Origin of the sequence: Pseudomonas synxantha BG33R (assembly GCF_000263715.2) — a bacterium.
Taxonomy (GTDB): Bacteria; Pseudomonadota; Gammaproteobacteria; order Pseudomonadales; family Pseudomonadaceae; genus Aquipseudomonas; species Aquipseudomonas synxantha_A.
This window is the reverse complement of sequence record NZ_CM001514.1, coordinates 2,720,453-2,734,477: the sequence shown is the minus strand read 5'-3', so window position 1 is coordinate 2,734,477 and position 14,025 is coordinate 2,720,453. Positions and strand designations below refer to the sequence as shown.

At 60.9% G+C, this 14,025-nt stretch carries 9 protein-coding genes; 5 read left to right on the top strand and 4 right to left on the bottom strand.

Features of this window, described 5'->3' with window-relative positions; translation table 11 throughout:
• Positions 1–33 precede the first annotated feature (33 nt).
• On the top strand, positions 34–2,805 hold the full coding sequence (locus PSEBG33_RS15185; RefSeq protein WP_005787658.1) for an ATP-binding protein: 2,772 nt from the start codon (positions 34–36) through the stop codon (positions 2,803–2,805).
• Here PSEBG33_RS15185 and PSEBG33_RS15190 read toward each other — a convergent pair.
• The gene (locus PSEBG33_RS15190) at positions 2,752–4,257 is read right to left on the bottom strand and encodes a winged helix-turn-helix domain-containing protein (protein ID WP_005787657.1); all 1,506 of its coding nucleotides are present in this window, start codon (positions 4,255–4,257) and stop codon (positions 2,752–2,754) included. The two genes, PSEBG33_RS15185 and PSEBG33_RS15190, sit on opposite strands and share 54 nt — an antisense overlap.
• A 95-nt stretch (positions 4,258–4,352) precedes the next feature.
• Positions 4,353–5,303, bottom strand: coding sequence for a GlxA family transcriptional regulator (locus PSEBG33_RS15195; RefSeq protein WP_005787655.1), 951 nt, complete (start codon positions 5,301–5,303; stop codon positions 4,353–4,355).
• Between the two features lie 181 nt (positions 5,304–5,484).
• Here PSEBG33_RS15195 and PSEBG33_RS15200 point away from each other — a divergent pair, with 181 nt between their 5' ends.
• Entirely contained in the window at positions 5,485–6,207 is a 723-nt protein-coding gene (locus PSEBG33_RS15200) for a pirin family protein (RefSeq protein WP_005787654.1), read from the top strand.
• Between the two features lie 145 nt (positions 6,208–6,352).
• Positions 6,353–6,661, top strand: coding sequence for a hypothetical protein (locus PSEBG33_RS27350; RefSeq protein WP_032803487.1), 309 nt, complete (start codon positions 6,353–6,355; stop codon positions 6,659–6,661).
• A 128-nt stretch (positions 6,662–6,789) separates the two neighbouring features.
• On the opposite strand, the gene PSEBG33_RS15205 is transcribed toward PSEBG33_RS27350, so the two are convergent.
• Positions 6,790–7,749, bottom strand: a complete 960-nt coding sequence (locus PSEBG33_RS15205) for a GlxA family transcriptional regulator (RefSeq protein WP_005787652.1) — start codon at positions 7,747–7,749, stop codon at positions 6,790–6,792.
• A gap of 109 nt (positions 7,750–7,858) precedes the next feature.
• Between PSEBG33_RS15205 and PSEBG33_RS15210 the strand changes: the two genes are divergently transcribed.
• Together PSEBG33_RS15210 and PSEBG33_RS15215 are read left to right on the top strand one after the other, a co-directional pair.
• A complete protein-coding gene (locus tag PSEBG33_RS15210) occupies positions 7,859–8,401 on the top strand; it encodes an acyl-CoA thioesterase (protein ID WP_005787650.1) in 543 nt (180 codons plus the stop codon).
• A 175-nt stretch (positions 8,402–8,576) separates the two neighbouring features.
• On the top strand, positions 8,577–12,353 hold the full coding sequence (locus tag PSEBG33_RS15215; protein WP_005787648.1) for a hypothetical protein: 3,777 nt from the start codon (positions 8,577–8,579) through the stop codon (positions 12,351–12,353).
• Here the strand turns inward: PSEBG33_RS15215 and PSEBG33_RS15220 are convergent.
• A complete protein-coding gene (locus PSEBG33_RS15220) occupies positions 12,350–13,978 on the bottom strand; it encodes a hypothetical protein (protein ID WP_005787647.1) in 1,629 nt (542 codons plus the stop codon). The two genes, PSEBG33_RS15215 and PSEBG33_RS15220, sit on opposite strands and share 4 nt — an antisense overlap.
• Between the last annotated feature and the right edge of the window lie 47 nt (positions 13,979–14,025).

Below are 14,025 nucleotides of genomic sequence, written 5' to 3'. Positions count from 1 at the left end.
TGGCCCAACCCCTACTCCAGAACCTGGGCAACCATGACAGACCTGAGCGACCAGGCCGTGCACTTCGGCCCCTACTGCATCCACCCGCGCCAGCGCTTGGTGCTGGAGGCTGGTCGCCCGTTGCGCCTGGGGCGGCGGGCGGTGGATATCCTGCTGATCCTGCTGGAGCAGGCCGGCAATGTGGTGAGCAAGCAGGAGCTGATCGCGCGGGTCTGGCCCACCAGCGTGGTGGAAGACGGCAACCTGCGGGTACACATGGCGGCGTTGCGCAAGGCGCTGGGTGACGGCCAGGCCGGGCAGCGCTATATCGTCACAGTCGCCCAGCGCGGCTACAGCTTTGTTGCGCCACTGAGCATCGAACCGATGACGCTACCCACCGACGGCGCCCCCCAGCGCCCGCGCCATAACCTGCCGCTGCGACGCACGCGAATGATCGGCCGCCAGGCCCTGATCGACGCGCTGGTGCAGCAACTGCCGCAGCAACGCTTCATCACCCTGACCGGCGCCGGTGGCATCGGCAAGACCACCGTGGCCCTGCGTGTCGCCGAATTGCTGATCGGGCATTACCGCGATGGGATTCATCTACTGGACCTGGCGCCGCTGAGCGCCGCGTCGATGATCCTGCCCAATCTTGCCGCCCTGCTCGGCCTCACTCCCGGCGAAAATGCGCCACTGGTCAGCTTCGCCCGCAGCCTGCAGGCGCGTCAGATGCTGCTGGTGATCGATAATTGCGAACACCTGCTCGACGACATTGCCCTGATCAGCGAAACCCTGTTGCGCCATGCGCCGCACCTGCACATTCTCAGCACCAGCCGCGAAGCCCTGCGCGCCGAGGGTGAACATGTACAACGCCTCGAACCGCTGGCCTGCCCGCCCGCCACCGGCAACCGTGCCCAGGCCCTGGGTTACCCGGCCATGCAGTTGCTGATCGAGCGGGCGATGTCTCATCAGGACAGCTTTGCCCTCAGCGAAGCCGAACTGCCGTTGGCAATCGATATTTGTCAGCGCCTGGACGGCATTCCCCTGGCGATCGAACTGGTCGCCGCGCAGATCGAACGCTTTGGCTTGCAGGGGCTGCTGGTGCAGATGGAGGACAACTTCCGTCTGCTGACCCGCGGGCGACGCAGTGCCCTGCCCCGCCAGCAAACCCTGCGAGCTACGCTCGACTGGAGTTTTGATTTGCTCACCGAATGCGAAAAAATCTGCCTGCGCCGGCTCGCGGTGTTTCGCGGTGGTTTCAGCCTGGTCAGCGCGGCGGCGGTGATCGCCGGGGAAAACATTGCCCCGGCCCAGGTGCTGGGCTCCATCACGCAACTGGTGGCCAAGTCGCTGTTGAATGTGGAAGCCAGCGATGACGAGGTGGTTTATCGCCTGCTGGATATTACCCGCACCTATGCCCTGGAAAAGCTCAGCCAGGCCGGCGAGCTGCACGCCACTCGCGAACGCCACGCCGCCAGGTGCCTGGCGCTGATGGAACAGGCGCAAGGCGACTGGGAACTGATCGCCACGCAGCCCTGGATCGACCGTTACGCACCGCTGCGCGAGGACGTGCGCGCCGCACTCGACTGGAGCTTTACCGAGGAAAACGAGCACCTGTTGGCCATTCGCCTGACGGTCAGTGCGATGCCGCTGTGGCAGGAGCTGTCGTTACTGCGCGAGCACGGCGGTTATGTGCACAAGGCGCTGGCGCTGATTGATCAGGTCAAGGCCCCTTGCACCCAATTGACCCTGCAATTGCAGTTGGCCTTGGGCAGTCTCTCGTACCATGCCTTGGGCCCCGCGCCCCAGACCGTCGCAGCCTTCGTGGGTGCCGCACGCCTGGCCGAAATGAATCAGGACCTGGCCGGCCAGTTGCGTGCGGTCTCAGGCCATATGGCCGTGAACCTGTGTGCCGGACGCTATGCCGAGGCGCTGGAGCAAAGCGTACAGTTCGAGCGCCTCGACCCGCGCACCGAACCGCTGCTGGACCTCAGCGTCCAACGCTTGCGCGCGCTGGGCCAGCACTACATGGGCAATCAGCCGCTTGCTCGTCACCATGCCGAGCAGGTGCTGCAGCGCATGACCCACAGCGGCCACGTGAACCGCTTCGCCCATGGCGTTGGCGTGCAATACGACCAGAACGTCGCATCCCTGACCGTCCTGGCGAGGATCCTGTGGCTACAGGGCTTTCCCGAGCGCGCCTGGCGCACGGCCAGCCAGGCACTGGAACTGGCACTGCAGATCAATCACGGCACGTCGATCTGCTACACCCTGGCGTTGGCCGGCGTGGTAATCGCCCGCTACAACGGCGCCGAAGACGACGCACACGCGTTGCAAACGCTGCTGCTGGAGCAATCCCACAAGCATTCAGTGCAACTGTTCCAGACCTGGGCCGGGCATTACGCCGGCATCCTGGGTGACAACCATTTGCAGGGTTTGGGACTGATCGAGGATACCTTGATCACACTCGGCTCCCGTGAAGCCGACGCGGCCGCCGTCGAAAGGGCACGCAGTGGCGCTGCCGGCTGGTGCGCCACGGAAATCCTGCGGGTGCGCGCCGAACAGTTGGCGCGTCAAGGTGATATGCGCGTCGCTGAAGACCTCTTGCTCCAGGCCCTTGGCCTGGCGCGCCAGCAAGGCGCGCTCGCCTGGGAGCTGCGATGTGCGCACTCCCTGGCGCAACTGTGGCAACAGCAAGGGCGCAGCCTGGCTGCCAGGAACCTGCTGAGCCCGATCCACGCGCAATTTACCGAAGGCTTCGCCACCCAGGACTTAATGCGCGTGCGCGGCCTGCTCGACCAGTTGCAAGACAAACGGCCGGCCTGAAAACACATCCAGGCAGTCTCCATAACCTTGCTGCAACCGCTGCACCTGGCTCGGATCACGCAGTTGCGCCAAAGCATAGCTGCGCACGCAGTTGAGCAACCGGTAGCGCCGCGGGCCAAGCCCAGGCTCGATGACCAGCAGCGAGGTATTGACCAGACGCGCCAACAGATAAGTCAGGTCGGCGTGCTCAAGCTCGGTACCGCGTACCATCTCACTCAACGTGGGCAAGCTCACCGCCATCTTGAACAAGCCCAACTGCAAGAACAGCCAGCACTGCGGCAGGCTCAGACGCGCGTAGCTCCAATCCAGGGCAGCGGTCAATGAGCGATGGTGCTCTACCGCTGTGCGGCGACCGCGCGTCAGCCCCTGCAGGCCGCTGCGCAACTGCTGCTGCACTGCGCCGATGCCCAGCGCATCGACCTGGGCGGCCGCCAGTTCGAGGGCCAATGGGATACCGTCCAGGCGTCGACAAATATCGCGCAACGGCGCCAGGTCCTGCGGCCGCAATACAAAATCCTGCTGACTGGCGCGGGCGCGGGCGACAAACAGCTGCACCGCTGCACACTCCATGGCCTGCTCGACACTACGGCACGCCGACGGTGAAGGCAGTGCCAGCGCAGGTACACGCAACACCCACTCGCCGGGCGCCAGCAAGGGTTCGCGGCTGCTGATCAGGATACTCACCTCGGGCGCTCTTTCGCGCAGTGCGCGCACCAGCTTTCGACAGGCGCCGAGCAACAGGTCGGCACCGTCGAGCACCAGTAGCAGTTGGTGCGAGGCCAACTGGCGAGACACCTCATCGAGGCTGTCAGTGGGCTTGAACTGCATGACCGTGGCAACGCTGGCAAGCAGTTCGCCAAGGGTTTGCACCTGGGTCAGGTCGAGCCACCACACCCCGTCGCGATAGCGCGGCAACACGCGCTCGGCCAGGACCAGGGCCAGCGTACTTTTGCCGACGCCGGCCACACCGGTGAGGGTGAGCAAGCGTTGCCCGGACAAGCGCCGCGCCAGCAGGCTCACCAGCTCTTCGCGACCGAACACCGGGCTGAGCCGGGCAGCCAGGTTATGCGCAGCCGGCAGCGTCGGCACAGTGGCTTGCACGGGGCCGACGAAGCAATAACCACGCTGGGGGTGATTGAGGATCAGGCGTTGTCCGTCCAGCGCCCGACGCAACGCGGCAATATGCACGCGCAGGTTATTGTCTTCGACGACGCTGTTGGGCCAGACCCGTTCGATCAAGGTGGCCTTGCTGATGAAGTGCCCCGGCACTTCCAGCAGTACCGCAAGAATATCCAACGCACGCCCACCCAACGGCACCGGCCAGCCAGACTTGCTGACCAGGCGCTGGTGCCGATGAAAGGTGTAGGGGCCGAAGCTCAGCGTCGCAGAATCTTGCATGTCCGTAACTGCGCTGAAACACCCGTGCTTGAGTGCCTGCGCATCCTTTTCCATGGGCTCGGCCCTATCTTGCCAGCTAGCGATGACAGGACAATGCTGGCACGGGGAGCGATACGGACAATCGAGTGCCTCAGACGGACATTGTGTCGTTAACTGAACTGTTGTCGGTATTGGGTCGGGTTCAGGCCCAGTTTTTCACTGAACAGAAAGCGCATATGCCGCACGCTGCCGAAGCCTGCGTGAAACGCCACGGTCTTGAGCGGCAGGTCGGTGGTTTCCAGCAGTTGCCGGGCACGGTCGATGCGCGCGCCCTGCAAGAACGCCATGGGCGTCATCTGCACGTCCTTGGCGAACAGTCGCGCAAAATGGCGTGCACTCATGCCGGCCAGTTCGGCCATGGACTCGATGGTAAACGGCTGCTCAAGATGCGCCAGCACGTGGTTCTGCACGCGGGTGATCGCGGTTTCCTGGGGCGCTACCGCAGCCGTCATGGGGCTGAACTGGGCCTGGCCACCCTGGCGCTTCATCACCACCAGCAAGACTTTGGCCACGTCCACCGCCACTTGCTTGCCATGGTCCTGGGCAACCACCGACAGGGCCAGGTCGATACCCGCAGTGACGCCGCCGGAGGTAATCAGGCGCCCGTCCTGCAAGTAGATGCGGTCTGTCTCGACGATGGCCTTGGGAAAAGCCTTGATCAAGCGCTCGGTGTAGTGCCAGTGGGTGGTCACGCGGTGCGCGTCGAGCAAACCTGCATGGCCGAGCACAAAGGCCCCGGTGCAGATCGAGCCGAAACGCCGGGCACGCGGCGCGGCGGCCTTCAGCCAAGGCAGCAACGCGGGATGGCATTCGTTATAGGCACCTGGGCCACCCGGCACCAGCAGCAGGTCATAAGCCGCCTGGGCCTGTTCCAACAGCAGATCGGTCTGGACCACCACACCATTGGATGCCCGCAACGGACCAGGCTCAGTGCCAATGGTCAGGATCTGGTAGTGATCGGCCGCCGGCAGGTAGCGGTTGGCAATCGAAAACACTTCAAGCGGCCCGGCCATGTCGAGCAGCAGGAAGTCCGGAAACAGCGCCATGGCCACGGTTTTCATAAGCGGGAAATGTCCATCGAGAAGAAGTGCGACGGGCATTATGGCACGACTTTTACTGTCAACTTGAGGTTGACAGTTATTCTATTTCCACCTTCTTAATCAATCGCTTGTTAACCATTAACCTTCTTCTCAACGCAAGCGCCCTGCATCTCGCAGCCTGCGCTCACTTGAGGACTGGACCATGCTGACCCTTCGCAAAGCTTCCGAACGCGGCGCCGCCAATCACGGTTGGTTGAAGTCGTTCCACACCTTCTCTTTCGCCAACTACTGGAACCCCAAGGAGCAGGGGTTTTCCGACCTGCTGGTGATCAATGATGACCGTGTCGCCGCGGGTAAAGGCTTCGGCCAGCACCCCCACCGCGACATGGAGATCTTCTCCTATGTGCTTGAAGGCGCACTGGAGCACAAGGACACCCTGGGCACCGGTTCGGTGATTCGCCCCGGCGATGTGCAACTGATGAGCGCCGGCAGCGGCGTGGCCCACAGCGAGTTCAACCACAGCCAGCGCCTTGGTGTGCATTTCCTGCAAATCTGGATCGTGCCCAACGAAGCCGGCGCCAAGCCACGCTATCAGCAGGAGCACTTCAGTGAAGCGCAAAAACGTGGGCGCTTGCAGTTGATCATCTCGCCGGACGGCGCCAACGGTTCGCTGAAAGTGCGCCAGGACGCACGGGTGTATGCCGGGCTGTTCGACGCTGACGAAAGTACCCGCCTGGAGCTGGCACCGGATCGCTACGCCTACGTCCATGTGGCACGCGGCAGCGTTGAACTCAATGGTCAGCGCTTGCAGGAAGGCGACGGTGTGCGAGTGCGCGACGAGCGCCAGATCCGCCTGAGCCATGGCGAAGACGCCGAGGTGCTGGTGTTTGACCTGCGCCCCAACGAACTGCCGCAGATGCCATGACGGCCACAGTGATGGCCCCGTAAGCGGGACCATCGCTGGCATCGATAGTCACCATCAGCGCAATGAAGTTCTCTTAAAACATGCAGCGCGTAACATCAAACCCATGCCAAACGGCACCCAACCAAAGCACTCGGAGCACACCATCATGAAACGCCAAATCCTGCTTAGCCTCGCTTTCTCGGTACTCGCTGCAAACGCGTTTGCCCACCCGGTAGTCGCCGAAGGCGGTGCCGACCGCCTGATGGAAACTCGTGTCGCCGAAGGTGGCGCGGATCGCTTGCAGGAACGTGGCCTGGCCGAAGGTGGTGCTGACCGCTTGCAGGAACGTGGCTTGGCCGAAGGTGGTGCTGACCGCTTGCAGGAACGTGGCTTGGCCGAAGGTGGTGCTGACCGCTTGCAGGAACGTGGCTTGGCCGAAGGTGGTGCCGAGCGTCTGCTGAGCTCCCACGTATAACCCCGCGCTGTTTGCGGGAGCCCCCAAACCGGCCTGATCAGCCGTTTTTTTTTCGTCTGCGATTTGCTCGGCTGTCAGGTCGCCTCCGGGGGAAGTCGAATCGTCGCACCGCCCCTTCCACATTTGGGTCAGCCCTGGACGATCAGGAATTTCTTGCGATACGCCGCCGGCAACATACCCACCCGCTGCTGAAACAGGCGTCGAAACGAATTGCTGTCTTCATAGCCAACGGCATAGGTAATGCTGTCGAGCGTCATGCGCGTTGACTCAAGCATCTGCTTGGCCCGTTCCAGACGCAGAGTTTGCAGGTAGCCGATTGGCGTATGACCGGTGGCGTCCTTGAAGCGGCGCTTGAAATTACGCACGCCAAAGCCGAAGCGCCGGGCCACCTCGTCGATCACCAATGACTCGGTAAAGTGCTGCTCCAACCAGTGCTGTACGCGCAGAATCTCGCTATCCCCGTGGCTTTTGGGCAACGACCACATGGCATACACCGACTGTTCGGTGCGCCCGGTATCGATCAGCAAATATTTGCCGCAGGTATAAGCCAGTTCCGCAGAGCCGAAGCGGCGGATCAGGTGCAGCATCAAATCCATCGCCGCCGTGGCGCCACCGCAGGTAATCAAGCGGTTTTCTTCGCAGAGGATCTGCCCCTCATCCAGGCAGACCTGGGCATAGCGACGACGGAAGAACTCGGTAAACGCCCAATGGGTGGTGGCGCGCAAGCCCTGCAACAGGCCCGTTTCGGCCAAGAGAAACGCGGCCGTGCACATCGAGGCCAGCACTGCGCCACGACCGTGCTGCTCACGCAACCAAGGGCCGTAAGCGGCAAACGTCGGCAAGACTTCCTTGAGGGTAAACAGAAAGCCTGGGATCAATACCAGGTCGGTCCGGGCCACCTGCGCCACGCTGCAATCCACCTCCAGGCGCTGGCCGCCCCATGTCACCACCGCCTGCCCATCCAGGGAAGCCAGCACCACCTCAAAGCACGGGCTATCCGCAAACAGGTTGGCCGCACTGAGTACTTCCATGGCGAGGGTGGCATTGGCAGCGGAACATCGGTCAGCCAGAAGCAAGGTAATGTGCATTTAAAAACCAGTTTGCGCTTTTCGCATGAAATAAGTCATTTGCGCACCTACCTTATCCGATTCCTCACCTTTACAGTGCGGTCATTGTTCAACTGTCTGGCGTCTTTTCATGAATCTCTGGTTTCGATTACTGCACATGCTGTTGCGCCGCCCCTGGCGCAAACCGGTCCACGGCCTGGCCACTACGGTGGTGCGCATGAGGGTTTGGCCGTTGGACCTGGATCTGAACCGGCATGTCACCAATGGTCGCTATTTCACCCTGGCAGATGTGGCGCGCATGGATTTTGTGCTGCGCACGGGTGCCTTTCGCGTGGCGCTGCGCCACAAGGCAGTGCCGATCGTGGGCGATACCTGGGGCAAGTTTCGTCGCGAGTTGAAACTGTTCGAGGTATTTGAAGTGCACACCCGAATGCTCGGCTGGGACCACAAGTGGAGCCTGATGGAGCACCGCTTCGTCAGCCATGGCCGAGTAATCGGCGTGGTGGTGATCCGTGGAGTGTTCCGCGGCGCCAAGGGCAACGTGCCGCCGTCGGATTTCGTGCGCGAACTGGGTCTGGAAGAAACGTCGCCACCTATGCCCCAATGGCTCAGTGACTGGGCGCGCAGTTGCGATCAGATGAGTGTGCAATTACGGGAACAAGAGCAAGCGTGAAGGCTGTTTAGCCCATAGGGGGTAATTCGACCGCGTGTCGCTATTAGTCACACTCCATTCTCTGCCGGAGGGGAACCCTGGCGCCCCTTTCCTTCACCCAACTCGGCGTCTGAAGCTCAAGCGTACACCTTAGGAAACTTGCCTATTTGCTATTCGACTTACAGGTCCGCCATCCATGCTCAACCCGACTACACACGCCGAATCACACTGGTACAACAGACCCTTCCATACCCCCAAGCCTGATAGGCCGCCCCACCAGGCACCCGCAATCGAACCGGCAACCACCTTCCCTGCCGTCGACTCCGAGAAGCGTGCCATTGCGCCGAAAACCTTTAAGCAAGGGTTCGGCGACAGGCATGACCTGCAGCTGCTGGCAACGAAACTCGCAGCCATCGCGCCACAATTGGATGTAAACACCACGCCTCAAGCAATACTTGTCACCTTAAGAGCACCACTGGATATTCATCCTGACTCATCGTTTCCTATGCGCCCCAGTGAAGGGGCGACACTGGAGAGCTTTATCAGGGCCAAGGGTTGGTCGATACCGACCACCAAGCTTTCGCTGATTGAGCTGATAAATACGGTAAAACAGCAAGCCCTGGCGCAACCACTGGGGGATTTTGGTGGAGCGTTGTCATGGTCAACTCCCCTGAGCCAGGCTGAACAGAGTCGACTGCGCATTATCTCCATGAGGTCAGATTACCAGAACGCTCTGGAGGCTTTGCTGGCCGAGCACCCACTGCCCACTGAGGTACACAGTGATCCCGCCCAGGCGCTGGAGGCCTTGCTTAACGGTGCCGCTGGGCAAACGCTGGGCAAATACCTGCAGGAGCAGTCCGGCGGTATTGCCACGGCCAACAGCGCCACGGACTACCTGATGGCCGCCATTCACCTGCAATTGGACCCAGAATCCATCACCGCACCTCACCGCCATAAAGTGGCGGGATTCGATCTGGCGCACGAGAACCACTGGGGTAAACCTGCTTCCTCGGTCCTGGATGCATTGAGCAAGTACCTGATCGACAGCGCCAGGATCAGCCCTGCGCTGTCCAAAGTCGGCGCGTATGCATTACTGGCCAGGAAAGCGCCTGTCTATCTGATCAAGGACATCCCAGCCACTGTAAGGCCTGGCAGCCCCGCCTGGCTGAACCTGGTGATTGCTGCGGCAGCCATTGAAGCCGGTACGCCGGGAAAAGTCCCGAACATGACCTACGTCCAGGTGATGCAGGAAGGTGAACGTGCCAGGCTGGCGCAACCTGAGGCGGCTGAGCGAGCGCGCACGGCCGCACTGGTAGATTGGGGGGTTTGCCATAACGTGATTGCACGCAAGGACGACACGCAATACAGCCTGCAGGAACTCGAAAGCCTGAAAACCACCTTCACACAACGCCAGCAGGACATGCTCGCCGCGTCCCGAGCACTGGATATGGAACTCCCTACTCGCGAAAAAATGGCCATGGCCGTGCTGGTAGAACGATATGGCGATCTGGGCGATCTGTTCAGACAAAAGCTGATAAAGACCACCAACACGCCGCGCACAGGGCAGAACAAGGCTCATACATGGCTCTATGGCCGTCACTCGATGCTGGACATCGCAATGATGGATCTGAGATTGCCCTACCTGTTTGAATCGGCGGACAAACGTGTACCGATAAAAGACCTGAACGCCCGCTACCGGTTTGATGTGAGCGGCAACTTCGAAAAGCGCTTTGAGGAAACGATCAAGCAGAAAAAAGTCGCCCTTGGCACGACCGTCAAACACCTGATCGCTCAATTGCCCCTGGAAGACCGCAAGAACTTCGAGTACGGCAAAATTACGTATTATCGAAACTCCTCCACTGAGTTGGGCTTCTGGAGCAAGTCCAACCCCGTCTATGAAAAAAACCTGCTGGTAAAAATTGAACGTAACGGCCAAACCACTGGCTACTGTATTGACCTTACCCAAGGCGCAATCGTGCCCGTTGAAAGGTGGGCGGTTAAAGAGCGCGAGTCCAGGGATGCTGGAAATGTGGAGCTCAAGACCAACGTGTTCGTACCCACGAGCGTCAGTGCCAGCCACGCAAGCGAACGCACGACTGGCGCAGCTATGGATAGTTTTGCCACCACGCGCACTCAACACATCGCCGATGCCTTCGTCGAGCATTTCAATCTCGACGACCCGGACATAGAGAAATACGCCAGAGGCCAAACAACCCAGGACCTGGCCAATGAGAAAGCCAATCAGGTGAACGATTTCTTCATGAATTTGATTCCTTTCCGCTCGGCAATTGAAAACTTTAAAAAAGGCAACACTCTTGAGGGCGGGTTTGACTTGGCCCTGGATGTATTCGGCTTTCTGACAGCCGGCGCGGCTACCATCGGCAAACTGACCAACGTTGCTGCAAGCGCCGCATCCCTTGTGACCAAAGTCGCACGGACCGGCAAAGTCATCGGCATGGTCACATTGAGCAACTTCAACCCTTTGGACGGGTTGGCTGACCTGGCCGTTGGCGGTACAAACCTGATCAGCAAAGGGCTGAACAGGACCACGGCGTGGCTTGCCAACATACGTGCCACGGATAAAAGCCATGATTGGTTGAAAACTATCAGCCAGGAACATGGCAGCGCTTTGCTGGGTTCGGTCAAAGCCAGCGGGCGCACCCTTGAAAGTGTGGCGGTATACAAAAACAATCAGTGGCATCACTACGACCCCATCACCCGCCAACCCTACGGCGCACCGATCAAGGACTTCACCCCTAAGCTGCTGGCAACCCAGGGTGAGATCAAAGGCACCTTCGACGAGTGGATCACGAGCTGGTTCAACCCGACAAAACCCATACCGGAAGCCTTCAACGATGCCGTTGCCGACGCCAGGTCAACCGCCGCAGGTGGGGCTGCGTTCCATCAGGGGTACAGTACGGTCGACCCGACCAGCCTTGCTGGTTACTCCCCGGATCTGGGGGTCACACAATTGAAAAAACTGGCCACGGATTCCACGGCTTCACCCAGCGTACTGGGCAGCTTGTCCAGGCGCATTGACGAACTGGAGGCACTGCCAGGCAGAGTCAAAGCACTCTACGAAACGCTCATTCCGCCCAGGAATTTATCGCCCGGCAACCTCCCAACCGCCCAACAAATGCAGTTTGAAGAGGCGCTTGCCAGGGGCAACCCTGCGGGGATCGAGGGTTTCTCACCGACGATGAAAAAGCATCAATTGCGCGAGTTGATATTGACCCCTGGGCTAAACCCTGCAGAAGTCGGGGCGCTGTTCAAGCACCTGCAAAATCAGACGATTGAGACTAGCCTTGCGTTCAGCAAAAAATTCAGTGACGACATGACCGCTGCCGGCGCAACAGTCGTCTCCATGCCGCAAGGCTATTACCTGAGTCAGGTCAACCTGGCATCCGATGGCGATTGTGCCGCGCTGTCCAATGCCATGGCATTGGCTATTCTCGATGACAAGCAAGACACGCTGATCAAAAACTTCTTCATCAGTATGGCGCACCCCAAGCACCCCAACACGGAAGCATTCCGCAACAGCCTGGAGAGGTATCAAAACACGCTCAGAGACGACTTTCATTCCGGGCAACTGACCCACAACGCCACGCACGAGATGATCATCGCGGACTTGGCAAAGGCCACCACGTCCAAAGCCTTGCTCATCAGCAATCCAAAGCACGGCGTCACGGCCGGAGTGAAAGTCGTGGATGGCCAAAAAACCTGGTTCTTTTACGATCCCAACCTCGGGCTCGCCAAATTCCCCAATGAGGCGTCTATGCGCAGCGGCATGGAACGCGCGCTCAATAGTGGGCAGACCAGCCACTTGTTCCAGCCGCTCAGAAGGGCTGATGGTTACACCGTGTCCGACTTCAACGAGTTGTACCTGATGAGCAAGACGGGTAGCCCTCTAAGTGTCAGCGGCCTGTATAGAGCGGAGATAAAGCTGGAACAGGACGCTGCCAATGGCGTTTAAAGCTTGGGCGTGACCTTCAAATGCCGCGCGTACCAAGGCCGCCGCGGTACGCGTTTGAACAAGCCCTTGAGCAGGTCCTCATCGGCGCCGAAGGTAATACGCAGGGCCAGTTTCATGATTTCCGGGTCCATTTCCATCGAGCGACCCTGCTGCAAGCCCGGCGTGGTGCTGCAACCGTGGGTGTCCGGGCCCAGCCAGGGGTCGCCCACTTCAACCCAACGGCCCGGCGCAAACCAGGCCACACCGTTGACTTCAAGGCGACGCACTTCGCCCGGGTTGAAACGCTCGTGGGCGCGGAACCAGTCTTCGATACGGTCATCAATCCAGCCGTGGAAGTGCCAGAACACCGGATTGACGTGGGATGAAAACGGATCGCCAAGGAAGTCATTCTCCGGCGCATACCAGCGTGCCGAGAAGTCTGCTGGGTCACGGGCGAACGGCACAGGTGCGCCGTTGGACGGGTCACGGGGCACCGAGGCCCAGCGCATGTGCAGCCAGTCGTGCAGGCCCAGTTCCATCTCCGAGCCCAACTGGCCCAGGGTCATCCTGGCCAGGTAGCGCGGGTCGCGGTATTGGGATTCCCAGACCTGGAAGTTGCTGTGGTAGGTCTCGGCCGCCTTGATATCGCTGACCCACTGGGTGTAGTCGGCGTCGTCCGGCGCCGACCAACAGGGCGGCAGCGCGAAGCCGTCGTGGTTGTCGAAGTAGCGCACAAAGCCCAGGCGATCACGCTCCAGCGCCGGTTGCGGCGCGGGGAATTGCGGCCACGACGGCAGGTCTTGCATGGAGCGCGCAGTACCGAGCATATGCCGGTGCATGAAGAAGAAGTCGATGCCCGAGCCATTGCGATCCTTGCGTTTGCCGCGGGCATCGCGCTCCTGACCACGGGGCCCCGGTTGCCAGCCGATGCCACGCAGGGCCTCGCGTTTTTCTTCGGAGAGCTTGTGCCACTGGTCACGCGTGGCGTGCCACAGTTGGTGAAACAGGCGGTGTTCGGGAGAAATCAGCCAGGCCAGCAAGGTGGGATTCAGACCGATGCGTTGCCGTGCCTCGGGGAACAGCTGTTTGTGCGCAATGAAACGGTTGTCGCGCTCGGTCAACGCCAGGGGCCGCTCGAGGTCGAGGATTTGCCCGCTGAGCGTGGCGCTGCCGGCATTGCCGAAGTCGGCCCAGACTTCATCCAGGGTCATCTTGAACTCATAGGCCGGCACACCGCCGACTGAGTCGCGGTCGATCAACCGCCAATAGAGCACGGCGCCCTCGCCCGTCAGCAGGTCGCCCAAGACTCGATAGCGTGGCTCGCCGTCGGCGCGCAGGTTCTCGGCGGTATCCAGGTAACCCCGCAGCCCACGGCCACGAGGGGCGATGTCGAGCAGCAGCTCCAGGCCGTGCAACGGCAAACCCGCAAGGCCGGCATCGCGCCCTGCCAGGCGCAGGCTCCAGACGCCGCGCAGGGTGTTCGCCAGGTGCTGGCCCTGGGTGTCGGCCAGGTCCACCGTGGCTTCGCCGGGGGTGATGGGGAATTCTTCTTCCCGCGTCAGCTCGCGATGGGCATAAAAGGCCGCCGGCACGGCCGCGCCGGTCAGCGCCAGGCCTGCGATGAACCCACGTCGAGAGATTGTCATTGGCTACCTTAGGAAACGGCTTGATCAGAGCTAGAACGTTTGCAGCC

What these genes read in the sequence shown, in the direction of transcription:
- PSEBG33_RS15185 (WP_005787658.1), top strand. Translation starts at nt 34, where the DNA reads ATGACAGACCTGAGCGACCAGGCCGTGCACTTCGGCCCCTACTGCATC.
- PSEBG33_RS15190 (WP_005787657.1), bottom strand. Translation starts at nt 4,257, where the DNA reads ATGGAAAAGGATGCGCAGGCACTCAAGCACGGGTGTTTCAGCGCAGTT.
- PSEBG33_RS15195 (WP_005787655.1), bottom strand. Translation starts at nt 5,303, where the DNA reads ATGAAAACCGTGGCCATGGCGCTGTTTCCGGACTTCCTGCTGCTCGAC.
- PSEBG33_RS15200 (WP_005787654.1), top strand. Translation starts at nt 5,485, where the DNA reads ATGCTGACCCTTCGCAAAGCTTCCGAACGCGGCGCCGCCAATCACGGT.
- PSEBG33_RS27350 (WP_032803487.1), top strand. Translation starts at nt 6,353, where the DNA reads ATGAAACGCCAAATCCTGCTTAGCCTCGCTTTCTCGGTACTCGCTGCA.
- PSEBG33_RS15205 (WP_005787652.1), bottom strand. Translation starts at nt 7,749, where the DNA reads ATGCACATTACCTTGCTTCTGGCTGACCGATGTTCCGCTGCCAATGCC.
- PSEBG33_RS15210 (WP_005787650.1), top strand. Translation starts at nt 7,859, where the DNA reads ATGAATCTCTGGTTTCGATTACTGCACATGCTGTTGCGCCGCCCCTGG.
- PSEBG33_RS15215 (WP_005787648.1), top strand. Translation starts at nt 8,577, where the DNA reads ATGCTCAACCCGACTACACACGCCGAATCACACTGGTACAACAGACCC.
- PSEBG33_RS15220 (WP_005787647.1), bottom strand. Translation starts at nt 13,978, where the DNA reads ATGACAATCTCTCGACGTGGGTTCATCGCAGGCCTGGCGCTGACCGGC.